Origin of the sequence: Alcanivorax sp. (assembly GCF_017794965.1) — a bacterium.
In the GTDB taxonomy this organism is placed as follows: Bacteria; Pseudomonadota; Gammaproteobacteria; order Pseudomonadales; family Alcanivoracaceae; genus Alcanivorax.
On record NZ_CP051240.1, the window covers coordinates 3,839,336 to 3,862,818 of the forward strand.

The 23,483-nt window shown below is 61.2% G+C and carries 24 protein-coding genes; 18 read left to right on the plus strand and 6 right to left on the minus strand.

Annotated elements, in window-relative coordinates; genetic code table 11:
* Positions 1–13 precede the first annotated feature (13 nt).
* The 3 genes from HF945_RS16750 to coaBC form a co-directional block, all read right to left on the minus strand.
* Positions 14–2,416 carry a phosphomannomutase/phosphoglucomutase gene (locus HF945_RS16750; RefSeq protein WP_290523698.1) on the minus strand — a complete coding sequence of 801 codons (2,403 nt, stop codon included), beginning with the start codon at positions 2,414–2,416 and terminating at the stop codon, positions 14–16.
* Between the two features lie 36 nt (positions 2,417–2,452).
* Entirely contained in the window at positions 2,453–2,905 is a 453-nt protein-coding gene (dut, locus tag HF945_RS16755) for a dUTP diphosphatase (protein ID WP_290523699.1), read from the minus strand.
* 83 nt (positions 2,906–2,988) lie between these two features.
* Positions 2,989–4,188, minus strand: a complete 1,200-nt coding sequence (gene coaBC, locus HF945_RS16760) for a bifunctional phosphopantothenoylcysteine decarboxylase/phosphopantothenate--cysteine ligase CoaBC (protein WP_290523700.1) — start codon at positions 4,186–4,188, stop codon at positions 2,989–2,991.
* A 239-nt stretch (positions 4,189–4,427) separates the two neighbouring features.
* Here coaBC and HF945_RS16765 point away from each other — a divergent pair, with 239 nt between their 5' ends.
* Complete coding sequence (locus HF945_RS16765) at positions 4,428–4,778, plus strand: four helix bundle protein (RefSeq protein WP_290523701.1); 351 nt, start codon at positions 4,428–4,430, stop codon at positions 4,776–4,778.
* Positions 4,779–4,861: 83 nt separating this feature from the next.
* Here HF945_RS16765 and HF945_RS16770 read toward each other — a convergent pair whose 3' ends face one another.
* Positions 4,862–5,653 (minus strand): type IV pili methyl-accepting chemotaxis transducer N-terminal domain-containing protein, encoded by a 792-nt coding sequence (locus HF945_RS16770; protein ID WP_290523702.1) that lies wholly within the window; start codon positions 5,651–5,653, stop codon positions 4,862–4,864.
* A gap of 189 nt (positions 5,654–5,842) precedes the next feature.
* On the opposite strand from HF945_RS16770, the gene radC reads away from it, so the two are divergent.
* The 15 genes from radC (at position 5,843) to HF945_RS16845 (ending at position 17,907) form a co-directional block, all read left to right on the plus strand.
* Positions 5,843–6,517, plus strand: a complete 675-nt coding sequence (radC, locus tag HF945_RS16775; protein WP_290523703.1) for a DNA repair protein RadC — start codon at positions 5,843–5,845, stop codon at positions 6,515–6,517.
* Positions 6,518–6,817: 300 nt separating this feature from the next.
* Positions 6,818–7,171 carry a transposase gene (locus HF945_RS16780; RefSeq protein ID WP_366492277.1) on the plus strand — a complete coding sequence of 118 codons (354 nt, stop codon included), beginning with the start codon at positions 6,818–6,820 and terminating at the stop codon, positions 7,169–7,171.
* 257 nt (positions 7,172–7,428) lie between these two features.
* Positions 7,429–7,665: a 50S ribosomal protein L28 gene (gene rpmB, locus HF945_RS16785; protein ID WP_290523705.1), complete on the plus strand. Its 237-nt coding sequence runs from the start codon at positions 7,429–7,431 to the stop codon at positions 7,663–7,665.
* 22 nt (positions 7,666–7,687) lie between these two features.
* On the plus strand, positions 7,688–7,855 hold the full coding sequence (gene rpmG, locus HF945_RS16790; RefSeq protein ID WP_007151127.1) for a 50S ribosomal protein L33: 168 nt from the start codon (positions 7,688–7,690) through the stop codon (positions 7,853–7,855).
* A 420-nt stretch (positions 7,856–8,275) separates the two neighbouring features.
* A complete protein-coding gene (locus HF945_RS16795) occupies positions 8,276–8,506 on the plus strand; it encodes a hypothetical protein (RefSeq protein ID WP_290523706.1) in 231 nt (76 codons plus the stop codon).
* Positions 8,507–8,533: 27 nt separating this feature from the next.
* Entirely contained in the window at positions 8,534–8,986 is a 453-nt protein-coding gene (locus HF945_RS16800) for a TadE/TadG family type IV pilus assembly protein (protein WP_290523707.1), read from the plus strand.
* A 65-nt stretch (positions 8,987–9,051) separates the two neighbouring features.
* The gene (cpaB, locus tag HF945_RS16805; protein WP_290523708.1) at positions 9,052–9,891 is read left to right on the plus strand and encodes a Flp pilus assembly protein CpaB; all 840 of its coding nucleotides are present in this window, start codon (positions 9,052–9,054) and stop codon (positions 9,889–9,891) included.
* Positions 9,881–11,032, plus strand: a complete 1,152-nt coding sequence (locus tag HF945_RS16810; protein ID WP_290523709.1) for a pilus assembly protein N-terminal domain-containing protein — start codon at positions 9,881–9,883, stop codon at positions 11,030–11,032. The genes cpaB and HF945_RS16810 overlap by 11 nt, the downstream gene beginning before the upstream one ends.
* Before the next feature lie 4 nt (positions 11,033–11,036).
* Positions 11,037–12,227: a hypothetical protein gene (locus HF945_RS16815; RefSeq protein WP_290523710.1), complete on the plus strand. Its 1,191-nt coding sequence runs from the start codon at positions 11,037–11,039 to the stop codon at positions 12,225–12,227.
* A 39-nt stretch (positions 12,228–12,266) separates the two neighbouring features.
* Complete coding sequence (locus HF945_RS16820) at positions 12,267–13,427, plus strand: CpaF family protein (protein WP_290523711.1); 1,161 nt, start codon at positions 12,267–12,269, stop codon at positions 13,425–13,427.
* Positions 13,424–14,344 carry a type II secretion system F family protein gene (locus HF945_RS16825; protein WP_290523712.1) on the plus strand — a complete coding sequence of 307 codons (921 nt, stop codon included), beginning with the start codon at positions 13,424–13,426 and terminating at the stop codon, positions 14,342–14,344. Before HF945_RS16820 ends, HF945_RS16825 begins: the two co-directional genes overlap by 4 nt.
* Positions 14,337–15,209, plus strand: coding sequence for a type II secretion system F family protein (locus HF945_RS16830; RefSeq protein ID WP_290523713.1), 873 nt, complete (start codon positions 14,337–14,339; stop codon positions 15,207–15,209). Before HF945_RS16825 ends, HF945_RS16830 begins: the two co-directional genes overlap by 8 nt.
* 29 nt (positions 15,210–15,238) lie before the next feature.
* Positions 15,239–15,910, plus strand: coding sequence for a tetratricopeptide repeat protein (locus HF945_RS16835; protein ID WP_290523714.1), 672 nt, complete (start codon positions 15,239–15,241; stop codon positions 15,908–15,910).
* Positions 15,911–15,920: 10 nt separating this feature from the next.
* Positions 15,921–16,196, plus strand: coding sequence for a hypothetical protein (locus tag HF945_RS16840; RefSeq protein ID WP_290523715.1), 276 nt, complete (start codon positions 15,921–15,923; stop codon positions 16,194–16,196).
* Positions 16,171–17,907, plus strand: coding sequence for a hypothetical protein (locus HF945_RS16845; protein WP_290523716.1), 1,737 nt, complete (start codon positions 16,171–16,173; stop codon positions 17,905–17,907). Before HF945_RS16840 ends, HF945_RS16845 begins: the two co-directional genes overlap by 26 nt.
* A gap of 792 nt (positions 17,908–18,699) precedes the next feature.
* On the opposite strand, the gene HF945_RS16850 is transcribed toward HF945_RS16845, so the two are convergent.
* Complete coding sequence (locus tag HF945_RS16850; protein WP_290523717.1) at positions 18,700–19,887, minus strand: fatty acid desaturase; 1,188 nt, start codon at positions 19,885–19,887, stop codon at positions 18,700–18,702.
* A 146-nt stretch (positions 19,888–20,033) separates the two neighbouring features.
* Entirely contained in the window at positions 20,034–22,010 is a 1,977-nt protein-coding gene (locus HF945_RS16855; protein ID WP_290523718.1) for a hydantoinase/oxoprolinase family protein, read from the minus strand.
* A 136-nt stretch (positions 22,011–22,146) separates the two neighbouring features.
* Between HF945_RS16855 and mutM the strand changes: the two genes are divergently transcribed.
* Positions 22,147–22,956: a bifunctional DNA-formamidopyrimidine glycosylase/DNA-(apurinic or apyrimidinic site) lyase gene (gene mutM, locus HF945_RS16860; protein WP_290523719.1), complete on the plus strand. Its 810-nt coding sequence runs from the start codon at positions 22,147–22,149 to the stop codon at positions 22,954–22,956.
* A gap of 138 nt (positions 22,957–23,094) precedes the next feature.
* Entirely contained in the window at positions 23,095–23,472 is a 378-nt protein-coding gene (locus tag HF945_RS16865; protein ID WP_290523720.1) for a hypothetical protein, read from the plus strand.
* Positions 23,473–23,483: the final 11 nt, after the last annotated feature.

A 23,483-nucleotide genomic window follows, 5' to 3' on the forward strand; every position in this document is an offset into this window, starting at 1 on the left:
GCATGATTCTACCTCAAAACGGCAGGGTGAGGGTCTCGTCTACCGCCTTGAGCTGGTTGCGGAACATGGTTTTAACCCGTTGCAGGGCCTCTTCGTCCCGGCCTTCGAAACGTGCCACCAGCGAGGCGGTGGTGTTGGACGCCCGCACCAGCCCCCAGCCATCAGGGAAGTCGATACGCAGTCCGTCGATGGTGGTGGCCCGGCCACCGGGGAACTGCTCGGCCCGGGCAGTGAGAGCCTCCACCAGCGGGAACTTGCGCTCCTCCTCGACTTCCACATAAAGGGCGGGGGTGGTGATGCCGGTTTTCAAACCGCTGAAAACCTGGCTGGCCGGGTCGTCCAGGAGTGACAGGATCTCCAGCAGACGGCCGCCGGCATACATGCCGTCGTCGCAGCCGAACCAGCGATCGGCAAAGAAGATGTGACCACTGATCTCTCCACCCAATGGGGCGCCGGTTTCTTTCATCTTGGCCTTGATCAGGGAATGGCCGGTCTTGTACATCAGCGGCCGGCCGCCGCTCTTGCGGATCACGGCGGGCAGGGCGCGGGTGCATTTCACGTCGAAGAGGATGTCGGCGCCGGGGGAGCGGCTGAGTACATCGCGGGCAAACAGCATCATCAACCGGTCGGGCCAGATGATCTCGCCCCGGTTGGTGACCACTGCCACCCGGTCACCATCGCCGTCGAAGGCCAAACCCAGATCCAGTTGTTCGCTGTCCACCAGGCGAATCAGGTCGGTCAGGTTGTCCGGGTTGCCCGGGTCCGGCGCATGGTTGGGGAAGTTGCCATCGATATCGGTGTACAGGGCAGAGACTTCGCAGCCGAGCTGGGTAAACAGTTTGGGTGCCAGTTCACCTGCCGCCCCATTGCCGCAGTCGATGCCGATTTTCAGGGGCCGCGCCAGCACGATGTCGTTGGCCACGTCGTTGAGGTAGCGGTCGCTGATATCCAGCTCCTGCTCTTCGCCCTGGCCTTCATTGAAGTCGCCGCGGGCAACCCGGTCCTTGAGTGTCTGGATCCGCTCCCCGTAAAGCGTTTCACCGTTGATGACGATCTTCATGCCGTTATGAGTGGGCGGGTTGTGGCTGCCGGTGATCATGACGCCGCTCTGCGACTCCAGCACTTCGGTGGCGTAGTAGAGCACCGGGCTGGGCACCAGACCCAGGTTGATCACGTTGCGGCCGGACTCGACCAATCCCTTGATCAGCGAGCGGGACAGTTCCGGACTGGACAGGCGCCCGTCACGGGCCACGATCACCGTTTGCTGGCCGGCTTCGCTGGCTTCTGTGCCAATGGCGCGACCCAGCAGGTAGGCCCCCTGGGCGGTGAGGGTGACACCGGCCACCCCGCGGATGTCGTAGGCGCGGAAGATTTCCTCTGGCAGGGATTCGCCCTGGCTGTCATCCATCAGCAGGATGCCATCATCGTCCTGCTCATCCACGACCATGGGTTCGCTGGGCCTGGGCTGGCTGGCTGATGAGCTCTTGGTGTTTCGACTGCGCAGTTTTTCAGCGGTTTTTGCCTGGGCATCCGTAACGGAGCGAAACAGGTCGAAGTGGAAATGGTCGCGGGCGGTGACGCCTGGCTGACGGGCCAGTTCGTCGGTGTAGCGAATCAGTTCGGCGGCGTCCTGGCGCAGGGCACGCACCAGCAAGCGATTGACGACCAGGGTGATCACCAGCAGCAGGATGGCGGAGCCCCCAAACGCGGCGGTGGCCACAAGGTAAAGATTGTTGTTGGTGGCGGGCAGGGTAAAACTGACCGAGACCGGGCCGGCGGTGGCGCTGGCTTCCATACCGCTGGCTTTTTGGCCGTTGCTGAACAGCGGCGTGTTGCCATGTTGAATGGACACCGCGGTGCCGTCAGGGATGCTGGCCTGGACCAGTGTGCTCAGTGAAGCCAGCGAGCGATTCAATAGCAGGATGCCATTCTTGTTCTTGCTTGCCCGGGCGATGACCAGCGCGGGGGGTTGGCCTGCAATGATAGCGGGGGCCGGCTGATTGCCCAGCCTGACCTGCTTGATCAGCTCCTGGGCGGTATAGCTGAGCGCGTCGGTATTGCTGCCGCGTCGAGGAATCAGGGTCAGGGTGGCGTCGGAAAGCCACAGATGAGGGGCGGCGTTGAAGTCTGCCACGGTGTCGCTACTGAGCGCCTCTTCCACATCTGGTCGGTTACTGAGGAGTGTCAGTTGTTGATGGGTGTCGGTCAGGTAGCCGTTGACCTGATGTGCCAGGGCGCCGGCAACCATGGTTGCCTGGCGCTGCTGCTGTTCCTGCAGTTCGCCGCTGTTCAGCCATGAATACAGTGATGCGATGCTGCCGGCTACCGCAACCAGCCCTGCCAGTGTGAGCGGCAGCAGTTGCTGCATTGTGCTGGTGTTCTTGCCGGCAGTGCTCTGCTTGTCCTTTTTCCCCATATCCCCCTCCGCAAAGCCGTTGTTTTTTGAATGTTCTTATTGTCGGCCGCTGTGCCCAAATCCGCCGGTACCCCGGTCACTACTGGTGAAAGTGTCTACCTGTTCCAGTTGAACCTGCATGACCGGCACGATCACCAGTTGAGCAATTCGCTCACCTGGCTCAATAGTGAACGGTTGCTGGCCCCGGTTCCAGCACGACACCATCAGCTCGCCCTGATAGTCGGAGTCGATCAGCCCCACCAGATTGCCCAGTACGATGCCGTGTTTGTGGCCCAGGCCGGAGCGCGGCAGGATCATGCCGGCGTAGCCCGGGTCGCTGATATAGATGGCCATGCCGGTGGGCAGCAGCTGGGTGTCGCCGGGGGCCAGGGTCAGCGGTTCCTTGACCATGGCGCGCAGATCAAGCCCGGCGGAGCCCTCGGTGGCGTAGTGAGGCAGTGGAATGGTGTCCCCCAGACGGGGATCGAGAACGCGGTACTGCAGTTTCATGGTATTCCCTTCGGTCATGCATCACGCGGCACGCTTCACGCAACACGCGGCGTGGTGCATGAAGCGTGATGCCTGTTGCGTGGTCAGTCTTTATACCTTATCGCAATCAGCTCAATAAGCTGTTTGGCGATCTGGGTCTTGGAGGCCAGGGGTAGCACCTTGTGGCCGCCGGGCCAGATTACGGTAAGGGCATTGTTGTCGCTGTTGAAGCCCACATTGCTGCCGGACACGTCGTTGGTGGCGATCATGTCCAGTTTCTTGTTGACCAGCTTGCCTTCCGCGTAGGCCATTACGTCCTGGGTTTCGGCGGCGAAGCCCACAGTGAAGGGGCGTTTGTCGTGTTCGGCCACGGAGGCAACGATGTCCGGGTTTTTCACCAGCGTCAGGTGAATTTCCTCGGTGGATTTCTTGATCTTGTGGTCGGCGGTGACGGTGGGGCGGTAGTCCGCCACGGCGGCGGTGGCAATGAACACATCGCAGCCGTCGGCCACCACGTCCATGCATGCCTCGAACATGTCCACGGCACGGGTGACATCGATACGGGTGACGCGGTTGGGGGTGGGCAGGTTCACCGGGCCGGCGATCAGGGTGACACGGGCGCCGGCTTCGGCGGCGGCTTCTGCCAGGGCGAAGCCCATTTTGCCGGAGCTTTTGTTGGTGATGTAGCGCACCGGGTCGATGGCTTCCCGGGTGGGGCCGGCGGTAATCACCACATGTTTGCCGGTGAGCAGTTCGTAATCGAACACCTCGGCGGCCTGTTCGATGATCTCGTGGGGTTCGAGCATGCGGCCGGCGCCCACATCACCGCAGGCCTGGCTGCCAGAGCCGGGACCGAATACGTGGACGCCTTTTTCCTGCAGCATCAGCAGATTCTGCTGGGTGCTTTTATCCGCCCACATCTGCTGGTTCATGGCCGGGGCAATGGCGATGGGGGCGCCGGTGGCCAGGCATAGGGTGTTGAGCAGGTCGTTGCCGTGACCATGGGCCAGCCGCGCCATGAAGTTGGCGGAGGCAGGGGCAATCAGTACCAGATCGGCCCAGCGGGCCAGCTCGATATGGCCCATGGCCGCTTCGGCAGCCGGGTCCAGCAGGGTGGTGTGCACCGGGTTGCCGGACAGCGCCTGCATGGTCAGCGGGGTAATGAATTCACAGGCCCCCTGGGTCATGACCACCCGAACCTGTGCACCGGCGTCCTGCAGGCGGCGCACCAGATCAGCGGCCTTGTAGGCAGCGATGCCGCCGGTAACACCCAGCAGAATGCGTTTATTGACCAGTCGTTGCATGGGAAAAACCCTTTAATGGCTGACGGCAATCATGGCGAATCTCTTCTGCCGGCGCTGCCCCAGAACTGCTACTAATTTCAGGCGCATAGGGTAGCACTCAATGAGAGACGCTACACGCAACACGCATCAGGCGGCACGCAGAACCCTCGTGGCCTTGAGGTTTGGGCTGAGAAGAAGTGGCGTTTTCGTGTGGTGAGGTGGCGGTGGAAGGTAAGACTTTTCACATGGAGGTTTGGAGAGTGGGTCGACGTTATCAGGATTTGAGAGTGTGGCAGGCGGCCATGGAGATGGCTGAGGCGGCGTATGCGCTGGTGGCTGGTTTTCCGGATTCGGAGCGGTTTGGGCTGGTGCAGCAGATGCAGCGCTCTGCCATGAGTGTGCCGTCTAACATTGCCGAAGGTTATGGGCGCGGTGGTGATGTGGAGTTTGGGCGTTTCTTGAAAATAGCCCGAGGTTCGTTGTTCGAGCTGGAAACCCAGCTGATTGTCGCCGAACGGCTGGGTTATGGCTCCAGAAGTGATCTGGAGCCCTTTATCGAGAAGGTCTTCGCCCTGCTCTCCGGCATGCTTCGCAAGCTCGAAGGCGCGTAAGCGCCCCCGAGTCTTGGCGTGTTGCGTGCAGCGTGATGCCTGTTGCGGACCTCTGGGGCTGTTCCCATGGCTCCGAGCCCAAATCATCGACTAGCCGTTTGATTCTGCATCAAACGCTGATACTGCCCCGTTATCTCATCCATCTTGGCGAGGATGGAGTCGGTGGTGACGGAGATGACGGTGGGGACGTAGCGGCCGCTGTCTTCCAGTTCGAAGCCGGTGCGGGAGAAGTCCCACTGGTTGCGAACCCTTTGCAGTGCATCGTGCAGTTCTTGGGTGTTGTTGGGATAGCCCTCCAGTTCGGCCAGGGAGTCGTCAAACAGGTTAATGGCCTGCTCGTATTCCTCGTTGAGATCGTCGGCGCGGACTTTCCAGGCGCGGGCCACGTAAACCTTGGCGATCTTCTGGGACAGCGTGCGCTGGCGGCCGGACAGGTTGACCAGGCGGGCGCTGTCGATGCCCGAGTAGCTCTCGATGGCCTTGACCACGTCGTCGCAGGCCTTGAGCAGGGTCAGGTTGTCTTTCATCAGGGTGCTGGAGCCGGTTTTGCTGGGTTCGCTGATCATGCGCAGGCGGAGGGGAAGCCACAGGGCTTCCACGGTATCGAGCTGACGGGAGATGGCGTCGGTAGGGCTGTAGTCGCGCAGTTCCAGCAGCTGCTCTTCAAACAGGGCTACCGCTTCATCCAGCTGGCGCTGGGCTTTGTCGGCCTGGATGCCGGCCCCGATGAGCAGGTAGTTCTTCATCATGCGCTGGGTCAGCATGCGCTGGCGGCCGGAAATGTTAACCGCTTCGGCGTCTTCCATGGCAAGGGTCGGTACAGGGGCCATCAGGCCGGTAATCAGGGTGGCAATCAATAATAGTTGGCGAGTCATTTTTTTGTCCGGGTGTGCTGTGGTGAATGCGTTCGCTGAGCAGGGAGCAAGGAGTGGGCCAGTCTCTCTGGCCAATAAAAACAGTGGGTTACGATTCAGGCATGGAGAGCGGTGTTCCGATATGGCGCTTTTTTCATGCTCGCCGCTGGTGCGGTGATCCGTTAGTGAACAAAAAAGGACAAGGATGTCATGGCGATTACAGACTGGCCGGCGGATGAGCGGCCACGGGAAAAGTTGCTCACGCGTGGGGCGGAGGCGCTCAGCGATGCGGAATTGCTGGCGATCTTCCTGCGCACCGGGCAACAGGGCATGACCGCGGTGGATCTGGCCCGCCAGCAGCTGGTTGCCGGTGGCGGCCTGCGTGCCATGCTGGATTGCAGCCCGGAGGCCATGGCCCGGCTGCCGGGCATGGGCAGTGCCCGGCGAGCCTTGCTGCTGGCGGCGTTGGAACTGGGGCGGCGTTATCTGGCCGAGCCATTGGAGCGGGGGCTGCCGTTGGATAACCCGGACAAGGCCGGGCAGCTGCTCACGGCGCGGATGCGCGGGCTGCCCTATGAGGTGTTTGCCTGCCTGTTTCTGGACAACAAGCACCGGCTGATTGCCTATGAGCAGCTGTTTCAGGGCACCATCGATGCGGCGGCGGTCTACCCCCGGGAGGTCTTGCGGCGGGCCATGGACCACAACGCCGCGGCGGTGATCCTGGCGCATAACCACCCCTCCGGGGTGGCCGAGCCCAGCCAGTCGGATCACGCCATCACCCGGCGGTTGGTGGAGGCGCTGGGGCTGGTGGATATCCGGGTGCTGGATCACCTGGTGATCGGTGACGGTGGCTGGGTGTCGCTGGCGGCGCGGGGGGCGGTGTAGGGTGCTGTTTTGCGGCGGAGATGGGCTGACGCCCATTTCCGCCCTACGACCCTTCGACATTAAATGCAGGGTGGAGATTATTCGCCGCGTTCAGCCCTTGGGGCCAGCCTGCGGCTGTTCTGTGCTTCGCTGGTCGGCGCAGGCCGATCTCCGCCATGGAGGGTTATTCGGGAGGCAAGGATGCCGAATTACCGCAGGAACTATGTGCCTGGTGGGTGCTATTTCTTTACCGTCAATCTGCATGATCGGAATCAGGACCTGCTAACCCGGTATTGGCCCGATTTGCGGCAGGCAATCCGGATGGTGCGATCAGAGCGGCCGTTCCGGGTGGATGCGCTGGTGGTGCTGCCGGATCATCTGCATGCGGTCTGGACCCTGCCGGAGGGCGAGGCGGATTTCTCGAGCCGCTGGCGGGCCATCAAGAGCCGTTTCAGCAAGTCTCTGGTGCTGGATGGGCCGGTCTGGCAGCGCCGTTTCTGGGAGCATACGTTGAAAGACGAGGCCAGTTATCGGAGGCATGTGGATTATGTGCATTTGAATCCGGTTAAGCACGGGTTGGTGAACAGGGCGCGGGATTGGCCGTATTCCACGTTTCATCGGCATGTGGAGCGTGGGGTTTATTCGCTGGATTGGATGGGAGAGGCTGGCAAATAATGGTGGAGATGGCCTACCGGCCATTTCCCCCCTACGGCAGCCGTGCTGAATTTCCGCCCTGGGGGCGTTTGTTGTGTAGGGTGGAAATGGCCGGTAGGCCATCTCCACCATTTTGGGTTCGCCGCTAACCCCTTGAATGTTCGTGGGTGGGGGAAGGAATTCAAGATTGTGCTTGAATCTTGACCGCCACATTGGTATAAAACGCGCCTTTTCCGGGGCTCTACCGTCCCCCGCAAGAAGATTTACGGAGCAAGACAATGTCCAAAGTTTGCCAGGTGACCGGTAAGCGCCCTGTAACGGGCAACAATATTTCGCATTCGCAGATCAAGACCAAGCGTCGCTTTGAGCCGAATCTGCACCACCACCGTTTCTGGGTTGAGTCCGAGAAGCGTTTTGTTCGCCTGCGCGTCAGCTCCAAAGGCATGCGCATTATCGACAAGAAGGGTATCGACACCGTACTGGCTGATATCCGTTCCCGCGGCGAACGCGTTTAAGACTGAATTAAGGAGCTAACCCATGGCTGGTCCGATTCGTGAAAAGATCCGTCTGGTGTCCTCTGCAGGCACTGGTCACTTCTACACCACGACCAAGAACAAGCGTCTCCATCCTGAAAAGATGGAAACCAAGAAGTACGATCCGGTTGTGCGCAAGCACGTTGCCTACAAGGAAGCCAAGATCAAGTAACACTTGATCGATTGCTGCCTGGCAATACGGACAGAAAAAACCCGGCCTGGCCGGGTTTTTTTGTGTCTGCAGAAAAGGGGTGGCGCCTGGTACTTTCGTACAAAAGTACACAGGAAATGGCTTTCCATGGATTTGAATTTTGTTCATTATTTCTTTGCATAACAGAGTCTTGCACCTTTGTCGCAGTGATACTTATCACAAAACGGGATGAACGACCGCTTGTCGATCTTCTCTGACCGGTGGGGGGCAGCTGTGGCGTATTTCTGGTACGCCAGTGTTAGCGTTTACGCTATGGGAAAGTCAGGTAACACAACGCATACGCGGACTTTGTTGAGCTGCTTTCCCGGGATGCCTAGCATATAAAAACGCCTTCATATATTTGCTTTGGCAAGCTTACAAGGACGTCCATGGAGACTAACAATGAGTAGTATGTCCCGGTTTTATTATTCCCTGATGGCCCGGCTGTTTACCCGCATGCCTGGCCGTGCCCGTGGTCAGCGCGGTGCCAGTGCACTTGAGTATATTGTGCTGGCGGCAGCACTGATCAGCATCATCGGCGTGTTGGCAACCAATGACACGGTTCAGACAACCTTGTCTGGTGCGTTCGAAGGTTTGTTCGAAGATGCCGCTGCGGGTGGCGGTGAAGGCTAACGCCTGCGTAGTCGGGAAGTTTTCCTCGTGAAAGGTCGTCACCTGCAATTCGGCGCCGTGGCGCTTGAATTCATCATGCTGTTTCCGTTCGTGGTTGCCATGTTGTATGGCGCAGCGGTGTACGGCCTTACCTTTTTTGCCCAATACCGGATGCAAAACGCGGTGGATACCGCTGTGGCCACGGCTTTGTATCTGGATCGTTCTGCCTATGAAAGTGAGGCCCTGTCCAGCGCCGTGACCCAGCGTGCCAATACTGCACTGGCAGGTCTGGTGGCGCAGTTGCCGCAACGCCTGCGCGGCCTCAATACGGATTCCGCCTGTGCCCTGGAAACTGTGGGGGGGGTAGAGATGCTTCGCTGCGAGCTGGTGTACAGCAATTATGCGGAGAATCCCGTTGCGCCTGCGCTGAATTTCGGCATGCTGGGAGCATTCCCTCCCTTGCCCGCGCAGCTGGATGTGGATGCCAGAGCTGCTTTCTAAAGGAGCTTGGTGACTGTATAGCGGCGGGATAAAAACAGAACAAACACGGATGTTCCGGAGAGAACATGGGATCAAGACTGTTGTACATGCTGCCGGCTCTGGTGGTGGCATTGGTAGCCCTGATGTTGGCGTTGCTGGGGTTGAGCCGGGAACCGGCCTCGTCCCTGGCGGTGGCGCCTGCTGAAAGGGAGCCCGCCGATCAGGAGCAGCAGGCACCTGCCTTCCGTTATTGGGTGGTCACAGAAAGCCTGAATATCGGTGATGAGATTACCGAAGAGGTTCTGGCGGTGGTGTCTTCTCCGGCACCTATTGCCAATGTGCTGACGGCTGATGAAGCGGTGGTCGGCAAGCCCTTGCGCCAGTTTGCCCGTCCGGGCGAGCTGCTTTCCCGAGATCATCTTGAACCTGGTGGCACCCTGCCTGGCACCCTGCCGGCGGGGTATCGTGCGTTGGCCGTAGCCGTGGATGATGTGGTCATGGCTGGTGGTCTGGTGACGCCGGGCGATCTGGTGGATGTGGTAGTGGCGTTTCGCAAGGGGGATGGCGAGCGGGATAACCCGGCGGCCATGGTGTTGCTGAGCAATGTGCAGGTGCTGGCGGTGAAGGGGGCCATGGCAGAGGCCCAGTCCGATCAGGATCGTGAGCGGCAGCGACGCAACAATACCGTGGTGCTGGCGGTGCCCGACGACAAGATGGCCGCCGTACTGTTGGCGGAAGAAGAGGGTGCGCTGCGGCTGGCGGTGGTGGCCAGCGAAGACAAGGCGAAGACCGTGGCGGACCAGAGCAAGCCGGTCTATTACCGCGACCTGTTCCCGGGCAAGCCGGCGCCCGCTCCTCAGGCGGCCCCGGGTCAGCGGGTGGAAGTTTACGAAGGATCGAACTCAAGGAGCACCTATGTGCGTTAGGAGAATAGCTCTGCTGGTGCTGGCGTTTGTCTGGCTGGTGCCGGCCCATGCAGAGGACCTGCAGGGTTCCATGCGAGTGGCGCCGGGTGACCAGAAGGTGCTGACCTTCCCGTCGCCGGTGGCCAAGGTGGCCACCTCTGATCCAGAGGTGGCGGCATTAACGGTGACCGGCAGTCAGGAGTTGTTGCTGACTGCCAAGATGGAAGGCTCGGCAGTGCTCTCGATCTGGTTGCGGGGCGACAGCAAGCCGCTGCGCAGCACCGTGGTGGTGGCGACCACCCTGGGCTCGTCGCTGCCATTCGGCACCCAGGTGCAAACCGACATCCGCGTGCTGGAGGTGAGTCGCGCCGAGTTGAATCAGCTGGGCATGAGCTACAGCAACGTCTGGGATGGCGGCAACACGGCGGCGGGCATTGCCGCGCCGGGCACCGGTTTTCAGGTCCCGGGCAGCATTCCCACGCCATTGAGTACTGAAGGCTTCAACCTGTTCCGGTTTGGCTCCAATTCGGTGCTGGCGATCAATGCCCTTGAAGCGGGGGGCTTTGCCTACACGCTGGCCGAGCCTTCCCTGACCAGCCTGTCCGGGCAGAGTGCCAGCTTTCTGTCCGGTGGCGAGTTTCCCATCCCGACCCGCAGTACCACCGATGGGGTACAGATTGAATTCAAGGAATTCGGGATTGGCCTGAGCCTTACCCCCACGGTGATTGATGAAAGCCAGATCATTCTCAAGGTGGCCCCGGAAGTCTCCGAGCTGGATTTTTCCGCCGGGGTGGAGACCGGTGGGGTGGCTGTGCCGGGCCTGCGGGTGCGTCGCGCGGAAACCACCGTGTCTTTGGCGCCGGGTGAGACCTTCATCATCAGTGGTCTGGTGAGTCGCAACACGGTGAGCAACAGTGATCGCCTGCCGGGCATTGGCAATCTGCCGGTGCTGGGCGCGTTTTTCCGCTCGTCCCGTATCGAGAAGAATGACAAGGAACTGGTGATGGTGGTGACGCCGCATTTGGTGACGCCCCAGAAGCCTGCCCACATGCCGGCCACCCTGCCCGGGGCCGGCTACCAAAACAGCAGCATGGGCTGGCTGGACATGGCCACCGAGGTGCGTCGTGGTTCCCAGCCCATTCGCCACGGCCTGAGCTGGTGACCCCATGAGTGATCACGACATTGTTCTCTCCGTGGTTGACGACAGTGGCCTGGAAGCCTGGCTGGAGCGGGTGGTGGAAGAGCCGTTTCGCCTTGAGCAGGTCAGCCGCACCGACCTGACCCGGGTGCTGCGTTTGCTGGAGGCCACCACCGCCCATGTGGTGATGGTGGAAATCTCTGATGCGGATCTGGATCAGTCGCTGGCCATTATCACGGCCCTGACCAGTGCCCGTCCCTGGGTCACGGTGATTACGGTGTGTGCCCGTGCCAACCAGGAGCTTCTGCTGCAATCCATGCGTGCCGGTGCCCGGGATTGTTTTGTGGCGGGCAGCGATGCCGGCGATGTGCGTGAACGGTTGCGCCGCCACCAGTTGCTGCGGGTGGGCCACTACGATGACCGCATCCAGTCAGCCACCAACAATCTGGTGCTGGTGGCGTCTGCCAGTCCCACCGTGGATACCCGTTTCCTGACACAGAATATTGCCCTGGGCATCAATCAGCTGTTTCCAAACGAGCGCACGCTGGCCATTGATACCCAGCCTTCCGAGCGCGGCATTTTCTATCTGGATGTGCACAACGAGTACACCCTGGAAAACCTGCTGGCCAGCCCGGAAACCCTGGACGACACCCTGATCGGAACCGCCCTGGAAGAATACCGCCCCGGCCTGCGGTTACTGGCCGGCGGCATCAACCGTGAGGACATGGAAGGGGACCGCAGTGCGGACCTGTTCATTGCCCTCAACCACCTGATGCAGATGTTCGATCGCATCATCATCAATGTGGGTACCATGCAGCGTCGCCACTGGGTGCGGGCGCTGGGGATCCACGCCCGGCATCTGTTGATTGGCATGCACCCGCTGGTGGATCAGGCCCATGCGGTACGCACGCTGGGTAATGAATGGCGCGCCCATCTGGGCCGCGACAGCAAGGTGAGCCTGGTGGTGGACGGCGCCGACAGTCGGGTGCCGCCCGCGGTGGACGAGCTGGCGGAAACAGCCGGGGGTGAGGTGATTGGCGAGCTGCCCATGGACTGGCAGCACCGCCTGCTGGCCATGAATGCCGGGTTGCCGATTCAGGAACAAAGTCCACGTAGCCGTTACAGCCGCGCAGCACAACGTCTGGTCAGCAAGCTCGAGGCGCAGCCGGACAGCCAGGGCGGCGACAGCTGGTGGCAACGGATTCGCAGCCAGGGCTGAAGCCCGCTGCACTAATACTGCACTGACCAGGAGTCGAGAGTGGCAGGACGCATTGACGCGGAATACCAACAGCTGAAGGACCGCACCCACCGGTGGGCGGTCGAGCGGCTGGATGAGGAAGGCATTGAGGTCAGCAATGCCAACCGCGAACTGCTGTCTGAATTTATCCGCACTGCGGTGAACCAGCACATCGCCCTCAATCGCGTCCCGTTATCCACCCAGGACCTTAACCAGCTGGTGAAGGATACGCTGGATGAGGTGCTGGGATTCGGGCCACTGGAGCCCTTGCTGGCGGACCCGCGCATCAACGATATTCTGGTGAATGGTCCGGACAGTGTGTTCATCGAGGTGGCCGGGGTGTTGCAGAAAGCCCAGGTGCGCTTCATCAACGATGACCATGTGATCCGGGTGATTCGCCGGATGCTGGCCCCATTGGGGCGGCGCCTGGATGAGGCCAGTCCCATGGTGGATGCGCGCTTGCCGGACGGTTCGCGGGTCAATGCCATCATTCCGCCGCTGGCCCTGAATGGTCCCAGCATCAGTATTCGGAAATTTACCCGTAACCATCTCAGCGCCGAGGAGATGATCCGCAGCGGCTCACTGACCCAGGCCTGTCTGGATACCTTGATCACCGCGGTGGAGACCCGCCGCAATATCATCATCAGTGGGGGTACCGGTACCGGTAAAACCACCATGCTGAATCTGATCAGCCAGTACATTCCCCGTGAGGAACGCATTCTCACCATCGAGGATTCTGCCGAGCTGGTGCTCAATCATCCCCATGTGGTGTCACTGGAAACCCGTCCGGCCAATACCGAAGGCAAGGGGCGGGTGACGGCCCGGGAATTGGTGATCAACTCCCTGCGCATGCGCCCGGACCGGGTGATTCTGGGCGAGGTGCGTTCCCACGAAATCATCGAGCTGCTGCAGGCCATGAATACCGGTCACGAAGGCTCCATGAGTACCATCCATGCCAACAGCACGCGGGACGCACTGGTGCGGATCGAGACCCTGTTGGCGGTGAGCGGCTACGAGGCCAGCGAAAAGGCGATTGGTCGCCTGATCGGCTCGGCGCTGGATGTGATTATCCAGCTGGAGCGCCTGCCGGATGGTCGACGCCGGGTCAGCGAGGTGGTGGCCCTGACCCCCACCGATGACGAACAGTACAACCTGGATTACCTGTACCGGAGTGAGGCGTGAACGCGGCCGCGTTGCTTGGCATGGCCCAGACGCTGGGCATCATCGCGGTGATCACCGTGCTGGTGCAGCTGCTGTGGTTCCGGCAGCGCGAAAAAGGCCTGCTCAATGACAGGGTGCGTCAGCGGCTTCAGCAGCGCACGGAGGTGGCGGTGGAGCCTTCCCAGTCCCGGGTGGCCAGCAACGCCCTGGAGCGCTTGCTGTTGCGTGCGGATATTCGCCTGTCCCGTACCCAGCTTGCCCTGCTGGGTGTGGTGACGTTTATTCTGGTGGCGCTGGTGCTGGCCAGCAGCGGTGCGATTCCGGCTGTGGTGGTGATGCTGTTCATTGTGGCCAGTGCCTGGCTCTATTGGCGGTTTCGCTTTCAGCAGCAGCGCCGCAGCATTTTCGAGGCCCTGCCGGGAATCATGGATTCCACCCTGCGCTACATGGATGCGGGCCGCTCACTGGAGGCGGCCTTGCTGGAATCGTTCAACGATGCGCCGCCGGTGTTTGCGCCGCTGACCTTTCGTTTGCGCAGTGCCATTGAGGCAGGCCGGGATTACACCGGTCTGTTTGATGATTTTTCCCAGCTCTACAAGGTGCCGTCGCTGGTGATGGTCTCCATCGCCCTGCGAACCTCCACCCGGTTTGGTTCTTCGGTGCGCCCGGTGCTGCAGCAGGTGGCCGGCTCCCTGCGTTCCCAACAGGAACTGCGCCGTGAATTCATGGCGTCCACTGCGGAAACACGCTTTACCGCCGGTGCCTTTACCCTGCTGCCGTTGGGCATGGCGGTCTACATGATGCTGATCAACGACAAATATGCCGAGGTGTTGCTGGAGACGGACACCGGGCACACCATGCTGATTATCGCGGGCATCCTGCAGGGCATGGCGGTCATCGTCATCTGGCGCATGGTGCAGGGGGTGGGCCGTGAATAATGTCTGGCTGATCCTCTCCCTGTTGCTGGTGGTGTTGTCGGTGTGGCTGCTGTTCCGGGCCCGGCACTGGGAAATGCAGGCCAGAGTCAGCCAGCGTCTCAATGATGCGGGCACCCGCAGTAGCGAGGCTGGGGGCGGCCGTTTCTGGTTGTGGCGTCTGTCGGCGGCACTGACCGAATCGTCCCTGGCGGCCAGTGACTACCAGGAAATTCGCCAGGCCATGGCCGGCATGGGCAAGAGCCGGGAGCAATCCCAGGTGATTTATCTGCTCACCTGCTGGGTGTTGCCGGTGCTGGTGGCGCTGGTGGGTTTTCTGTTCTTTGGTGCCATGGGTGGGCTGTTGCTGTCCGTGGCCGGGTTTATCGTGCCGCGGCGGACCATTCGCAGTATGGGGGCCAATGCGGAACTGCGCCAGAATCTGGAGGCGGTGGAGCTGTGCCACATGACGCGCATGCTGATGGAGGCCGGGATCTCGCTGGAACGGGTGATGCGTATTATCGGGGTGCAGGGCCGGTCGTTGCTGCCGGTGCTCATTCCCCGTATTGATCGCTTCAACCGGCTGATGCAGTCCGGGGCGGAGCGCACCCAGGCGCTGGATGAACTGGGCGAAAACAAGCGTATTCCGGTCTTGCGCAGTTACGTGGTGCTGATGAAACAGAGCAGCTTGCTGGGCTCCGGGGTGTCCACCAGTCTGGACCAGATTATCGAGGAGGCCCAGAACGTGGAACGAAACCGTATCCGGGAGGAAACCAACCGGATCGGGGCGAAGATGACGGTGGTAATGATGGCCTTCATGCTGCCGGCGCTATTCATTCTGATCGGCGGGCCAGCGGTGATTTCCATCGCTGACGCGCTGGCGAGATAGTCAAACACGAAAGGACGAGAGTGATGCCAATGAGAGGCTGGGTGTGGATGGCGGTAGTCATGCTGGCAGGGTGTGCCAGTCAGCCGGCTGAGACAACCTCAGAGAGCGCCGTGGATACCAGTGGCATAACCTGTAAGGAGGCGGTGCAGCCGGAGCAGCGTGTGGATCTGGAAATGATCGATACCCTGATGGGCAAAGGGCGTAACCATGCGGCGCTGGCCCGGTTGGAAAGCCAGTCCATGGACGGTATCGATTACTGGCTGCGCTACGGACAGCTGCTGGCGTCCACCGGCAAGCTGGATGAGGCCGAGCAGGTGTTCCGTGACCTGGTGTTCCAGTGTGTCGATGGTCGTAGCCGGCACGGTCTGGGGATGGTGCAGCTAAAGCGCAATCATGTGAATGCGGCGCTCCTGCATCTGGAGATTGCCCGCAATCTGTCCCCGGCCTCTGCCCAGGTGCGCAATGATTATGGTTATACGTTATTGCTGGCAGGGCGCTACCAGCAGGCAGCGTTCGAACTACGCACGGCGCTGGAGCTGGCCAACGGTCAGGGGCCGGTTCGTCAGAATGTTGCGGTGGCCTATCTGTTAACCGGTGACGAGGCGGGTCTTGAGGCGTTGAAATCAGAGTATGGCTTTTCTGCTGAAGAAATGGAGTATGCCCGCGCACTGCAAACGCAGTTCGCCAAGGCCGGCCAATGAGGGTAGAGCAATGAAAGCACAATGGTTGATGGTGGGGCTGGCGCTGCCCATGGTGGCGCTGGCTGACGCCCCTGAACAGTTTGCATTCGGGGTGTCCGGTCAGGTGGTTAGCAAGCCGCCTGCTACGGAGACCGAGTGGTTGCTGGAGCAGCAACGCACGGCCAATCAGACAGCAGAGAGCGAGCTGTCATCTCACTTGTACGTGGATAGCCAGCGTCGTCTGGCTGAATCCTTCCGCATCCCGATTCCGGAAACCTTCGGTGAGCAGACCCGGGACGATAACTGATCGCCGCCGCCAGCGTGGGGCGCTGACCGTTCTGACCCCGCTGCTGCTGTTGCTGGTGGTGATCCTGTCGGTGATGGCGCTGGACGGCGCGCGCCTGTATAGCCTGCGTGGCGAGATGCAGGCGCAGGTCAATGTGGCCGCCCAGGCGGGGGCGTCTGCGACCCAGAGCTGTGGTGGTTTTGCACCGACGACGGCGATGATTCGCCAGCGTGCCCTGGCCGCGGCCCAGGCCCAGGGGTATAGCGCAGACGCCGACGCGCTGACGGTGACCTCCGGTGTCATCGAGGCCCCCACAGGCGACAATGTACTGGCCTTCCGGCCGGTGAACTTTATCGAAGAAAGCAACGCGGTGCTGGTTTCCTATACCCGCAGAGAACCCATTTCCATACTGCTGCCTGAATCTGTGTTCGGCACCCTGGATATCACCGTCAATGCGGCGTCCCGCAAGGAAGTGGTGGCGACCCTGAGTGCTGCGGGCAGTACCGCCAGCGTCGATTCCGGCATTGTGGGCGGGTTGCTGGGGGCGGTGCTGGGTGACCCCTTCTATGTGCTCGACCCCACGAGCCTGGATAGCTTGCGTAACACTACGGTGTTGTTGGGCGATGTGCTGACTGAGACCGGGGTGGCGGATGTGACTGGGCTGCTGGGGCTGGATGGCCGCACGCTGGCGGCCGCCCTGCGTGATATCGGCGGGATCTCCAGCCCGGTGGGGCAAACCCTGGATGACCTGCTGGGTGCGGCGGGGCTGGAGACGGTGTCGGTGAGTGAAGTGCTGGAGGTGGTGGAAGGCACGCAGGTGCCGGCCAACAGCGAGTTTCCTCTCTATGACATGCTGATCAGTCTGGTGTTGAATGTGGCGGAATCCCAGCAGGATGCACCGGGCGGTTTCCTGGCGGTGCCGCTGGATGTGGATCTGGATCTGGGCGCGGTGGCCAACATTGATGCCAGTGTACGTCTCAATGTGGGCGAGGCGCCGCGCATCGTGATTGGGCCGGCGAGGCAGGATGCCGACGGAAACTGGGTGACCCGTTTTTATGCTCCGGATATCCGCTTGCAGGTACTGGCGGATGTGCAGCTGTTGTCCCTCGGTGGTCTGTTGTCCGGGGCCAATGTCTACCTGCCGCTGGCGGTGAATGTGGGCGGCGCCGAGGGCGAATTTGTGTCGGCGCGCTGTGCGGCGGGCAGTGTGAACCAAGTGGAGATCGGGGTGAACCTGAACCGCAGTGTGGCCAGGCTGGGTACCGGCACCATCGACACGGACACAGGGGCAATTATCCCGGAAATCGGTGATCTGGATGTGCTTGGACTGCTCGGGTTGCAGGTGCTGTCGGCGGATGTGTTTATTGATGGTGAGGTGCCCGGCATCACCGAGACCAACGTGGTCATTTCCGATGAATATCCGCTCTACTGTGGCGAGATGGGTTGTAGCGAAGACACCTATCAGGACACCGGGGATGGTGTGGGCGGACTGGACCTGGATCTGGACTTGCAGAATGTGGCGTTGCTGGGCTTGCCTGTGCAACTGACCCCGTTGCTGAACCTTCTGGAAGGGCTGCTGGCGGATGTGGTGCAATTGCTTGCCGGCTCTTTGATAAATCCTTTGCTCGAATCCCTGGGGCTGGGCCTGGGGGGCGTGACGGTGACCCTGACCAATGCCACCCAGGGCAGCAGCCAGGTGATCGAGAATGTGCCGGTGGTGGCGGGGGACTGATCAGCTACGAGCTACGAGCTACAAGCTACGCTTGGATAGGCAGCCTCCGAAAAGTTGCCGGGTTTTCTACGAAGCGACTCTAGGAACCGGAGTGCAACGTAGGTAACAGCCGCAGGCTGGCCCGTAGGGTGAGCGGAGCGAATAAGGCATCTTGAGGCGCGCACCGTGCGACGCACGGAATCGACCGCAGGGCGATCAGGCATTTCCGGGCTCGACAGGTCCCAAAAGAATGATCTCCCTTCGGTCGTTTCGTTTCTCTCGGTTCGCACCTCGGCGCTCCCAAGAACAACACTCCGTAGTCATTTTTAGTGAACTCTGTGGTGAATCCGCTTTTGATCTTCGCATTCCGCATGTTGCGTGAAGCGGGCAAAAAAACGGCTCATCGCGGATTAGCGGGGAGTTGCGACTACCAAGGCCTTCCCGTAGGAGCGTCGCTCGCGGCGCGATTCCGGACCAGGATCAAAAGCGGATTTACCACAGAGATCACGGAGGAAACCCATTTCTGTCTCAGTGATCTCAGTGGCCTCTGTGGTAAAACTGGCTTAGCTGCTTATGTGGGAAGTTCAGCGTGCTGAACGAAAGCTGCTGTAAACTAGGGCATGCTACCAGAACCTTCGTTCAGCAAGCTGAATCTCCCACCAGACATCGATTTCACCTAAGGAGTAGTAAACCGCTGGAATCGCGCCGCGAGCGACGCTCCTACGGCACAGGCTTTGTGTAAAGCCTTCCCTCAAATCCGCGAAGCGGGCAAAAAAAACGGCCGCATAAGCGGCCGTTTTGGATTGGGGGGGGTTATGCCGTGGCGTGGCGGTAGCGGGCCAGTTGATCCGCGAAGTCCTGCAGGGCGGCGATGCCGGATTCCCGGGCATCCTGGTACCACTGCTCCAGCGCCTCCACCATCTCGGCGGAATTGCGGCTGGTCTGGGACCAGATATCCTGCAGACGCAGGCGGAACTGGTAGATGGCTTCCAGGGTTTCGTTGCTCTGGGTCAGGTTGACCAGACGCTCCTGCTGCTTCGGCTTGATCAGTGACAGGTCCTTGTGGAACAGGGCATGGGCGCGGGCATACAGATCACGGGTGGCCTCACAGGCCCGTTCCCGCTCCTGCTTGAATACCGGGGCGATCACGGTCTTGCGGTAGTTGGCCATGACCTGGAAACGGTGCTGCATGACACCGCGCAGGGCCTCCAGATCAATACCTTTGGCGTCGTGATCGATCACCGGTTTCGGGGCCACCTTCTTCACTTTCGCCAGCCCCAGCATTTCGAACAGACGAATCCAGGCCCAGCCCGCATCGAATTCGAAGCGGCGCACGGACAGTTTGGCGGAGTTCGGATAGGTGTGGTGATTGTTGTGCAGCTCTTCACCACCAATCAGGATGCCCCAGGGTGAGATATTGCGGCTGGCATCGGCGCATTCGAAATTCCGGTAGCCCCAGTAGTGGCCAATACCGTTGATCACGCCGGCAGCGAACACCGGGATCCACATCATCTGCACGGCCCAGATGGTGATGCCGTAGACGCCGAACAGGGCCAGGTCGATCACGGCCATGATGGCAACGCCGCCCATGGGGAAGCGGGAGTAGACGTTGCGCTCCAGCCAGTCGTCCGGACAGCCCGCGCCGTATTTGTTCAGGGTTTCCTGATTTTCGGCCTCTTCACGGTATAGCTCGGCGCCTTCGCGCAGCACCTTCTTGATGCCTTTGACCTGTGGGCTGTGAGGGTCATCTTCGGTTTCGCACTTGGCGTGGTGCTTGCGATGGATGGCGGTCCATTCCCGGGTGTTCTGGCCGGTGCTCAGCCACAACCAGAGACGGAAGAAGTGCTTCAGGACCGGGCTCAGTTCCAGTGCCCGGTGAGCGGAGTAGCGGTGCAGGTAGACCGTCACGCTGACGATGGTGGCGTGGGTCATGGCCAGGGTAATCAGCACCAGTGCGCCCAGACTCGGGGCCAGCAGGCCGTGTTCAATAAAATCTAGCATCAGGTTCATACAGGTAGAATTCGGAGCTTGTTATTGTGCCCAGTCAGGGTGACGGTAAGAAGACGCCGAACGGGTCAAATTCGGACTTTCGCCCGCTTTATCGACCGGACGGCGGCATCGCCGGGATAAAGGGGGGCTGTGGCCGGCTAAATCCGCTTTTCCAGCAGCAGATGGCCTTGCGGATCCACCCGGGCATCCCAGCCCGGCGCCAGCCAGGTGGTACCCACCGCTTCAGCGATCAGGGCCGGGCCGTGAAGTCGCTGGCCGTTGCCCAGGTGCTCCCGTTGGTAAATGCTCACCTCGGCATCAATGCCGGGCAGGCGGTCGCGGCGCAGGGGCTGGCCCGGTTGTGTCGAACGGGCCGGAATGGACGGGGCTGACCGGGCGGCCTGACATTGGACGCGCAGGTTGACCTGCTCCACTGGCAGGCCCAGCCGATGGCCAAAGCGGCGTTCGTGGGCCTGGTGAAAGGCCTGCTCGCGCTGGCCGGCATCTTCCTGCCAGGGGATCTGCAGCAGGGAAGACTGTCCCCGATAGCACATGTCCAGGTAGACCTGGTAGCGGATCTGGTCGGCGGCGACGCCCTCGGCCTCCAGTTCCTGGCGCCCTTGTGCCTGCAGGGTGTGGATTTCGTTCTGACAGTCAGCGTCGGAAAGGCCCTCGGGAAGGGCCTTGAGCAGTTCGCGCTTGCGGGGGGCATAGACCAGCCCTTCTGCGGACAGCACCCCGGCTCGTTGCGGCACGATGGCCCGGTGCATCCCCAGATTGTCGGCCAGATCGCAGACATGCAGGCCGCCCGCACCGCCGAAGCTCATCAACGCAAAGTCCGCCGGGTCATGCCCCTTCTGGATGGAAATGACCCGCAGGGCCTGGGTCATGTGCTCGTTGGCCAGCGCCAGCACCCCCTCCGCTGCGGCCTGGGTGTCCAGCCCGAGCTGGCTGCCCAGGGAGGCCATGGCCTGTCCGGCGGCGGCCACATCCAGTGTCAGGGAGCCGCCCAGTGCGAAATCCGGCTGCAGGCGACCCAACACCACATTGGCATCGGTGACCGTCACCTGCTGGCCGCCGCGGCCGTAGCAGGCAGGGCCGGGATCCGCGCCGGCGGATTGGGGGCCCACGTGCAGCAGCCCGGCGTCGTCCACGTAGGCCAGTGACCCGCCACCGGCGCCTATGGTGTGCATGTCTACCATGGGGACCGCTACCGGGTAAGGGCCGATCCGGCCTTGCTGGGTGAGCCGGATATCCCCGTCCAGCAGGGCCACATCCGTGGAAGTGCCGCCCATGTCGAAGGTCATCAACTGGGGTTGCTGAAGCTGTTCACCCAGCCGCTGGGCTGCGGCCAGACCACCGGCGGGGCCGGACAGCAGCAGATTGACGGCCAGCTCGCGGGCCTGTTGGGCCGCAATGGTGCCGCCGTGGGACTGCATGATGGCCAGCGGAGCCGGCTTGGTGGCCTGTTGCAGCCGCTGCAGGTAGGCGGCCACTTTGGGTGATAACCAGGCATTCAGCCAGGTGGCCATGCCGCGCTCATACTCTCCGCGGGTGGGAATGATGTGGTGAGAGGTGCTCACGGCCAGCCCGGCCTGGCGGAGGGCACCGGCTATGCGTTGTTCCTGCCGGCCGTCCAGGTAGGAAAACAGCAGGCAGATGGCCACGGATTCCGGATCGTGGGCGTGGATGCGGGCAAGCAGTTCGTTCAATGCCTCATCGTCCAGCGCCTGGATTTCCTGGCCGTTGGCATCCAGCCGGCAACCGGCGCCTTCACAGGGGAGAGTGGTGAGTACACCGTCCTGGGCGGCCGGTGTCAGATTGTACAGCTCCGGCCGGTTCTGCCGGCCGATACGCAGGATATCTTCGATACCACTGTTGGTGACGAACACCGTGCGGGCGCCCTTGCCTTCCAGTGCCGCATTGGTGGCGACGGTGGTGCCATGAACCACGGCCAGTTCACCGGCTGCCATGGCCTCTGCCAGCCCCATTTCGCGGATGCCCTGAAGAATCGCCTGCTCCGGCGCAGCGGGGGTGGACAGGACCTTGTGAATGCGCGGCTCGCCGTCACCCAGCAGCACAAAGTCAGTAAAAGTACCGCCGGTATCGACGCCGAGCCAGAAGGAGAGAGGCATATCAGTGAACAGTTAACAGTGAATAGTGAACAGCGAAAACAGGGGGCAACGTCGATGCCCGCTGGTGCTACCATACCGGAAGCGGGTGGATTTTAACTATTCACTGTTAACTATTAACTGTTCACTGCTTTTTCCCATGCCCGAATTACCCGAAGTTGAAACTACCCTGCGGGGTATCCGTCCTCACCTTGAAGGCCAGACACTGCGTGAGGTGGTGGTGCGTGAGCGGCGCTTGCGGTGGCCGGTGAGTGACGAGTTGCTGACCCTGCGTGATGTGCGGGTGCTGGGGCTGCGGCGACGGGCCAAGTATCTGCTGATTGCGCTGGAAGGCGGTGAGTTGCTGATTCATCTGGGCATGTCCGGCACCTTGCGGGTGGTGGATGCGACGGTACCGTTGCGCAAGCATGACCATGTGGATCTGCTGATGGGCAGCGGCAAGGTGCTGCGTTTCAATGACCCCCGCCGCTTTGGCACCGTGCTGTATCAGGCTGGTGATGTGCCCCATGCCCTGCTGGCAAAGCTGGGACCGGAGCCGCTCAGTGAGGCATTCAACGGTGAGTGGCTGTTTCAGCGCTCAAGGGGCCGCAAGGTGGCCGTGAAAAGCTTCATCATGGATAACGCCACGGTGGTGGGGGTGGGCAATATCTACGCCCAGGAGAGCCTGTTTCTGGCCGGGATACATCCGTCCCGGGCGGCCGGGAAGATATCAAGGGCTCGCTATGAGCGATTTGCCGAGGCCATCAAAGTGGTTCTGGCCAAAGCCATCGAGGCAGGCGGGACGACCCTGAAAGACTTCACCCGGGCGGACGGGCAGCCTGGTTATTTTGCCCAGTCCCTGAACGTGTACGGCCGGGCGGGAGAGCCCTGCCTGCACTGCAAGGCCTTGCTTAAGGCAGACCGCCACGGCCAGCGCAGTACCAGTTACTGTCCGCAGTGCCAGCGTTGATCACGGAATGAGCAATTTGCGTATTGCCGGGTTGTCCGCAAAGGTGTAGATTGTGATGCAATTGTCGGAATATTAACGACTTAGCTGAAACAATGTCAGCGATACTTTAACTATAAGAACTTCATAGAGGGACTGACCATGAAGCGAGCAAAGCGCCCGGTACTGGCATCTGTTCTCGCCTCCACCCTGATGCTGACCGCGATGGCGCCGATGACGGCCTTCGCCGGATCTTCATCTCAGGATCGCCCGGGGGAAATGGCGATGATTGCTGATTCGCTGATCGCGCGTCCGGTACTGTTTGCATCGACGGTGGTGGGGGCAGGCTTGTGGCTGGTCACTTCCCCGTTCAGTTTGCTGGGTGGCAACGTGGGTGAAGCCGGCGAAGTGCTGGTACTCAACCCGGGCAAGAATACCTTTGTCCGCTGCCTTGGCTGCACACCGGCACAGCATGAAAGCCTGAAAGCCGAAAAGGCCACCCAGGCTGCCAATGAAGAGAAGGTGGCTGCTGCGGAGTAAATCCCCGCGCG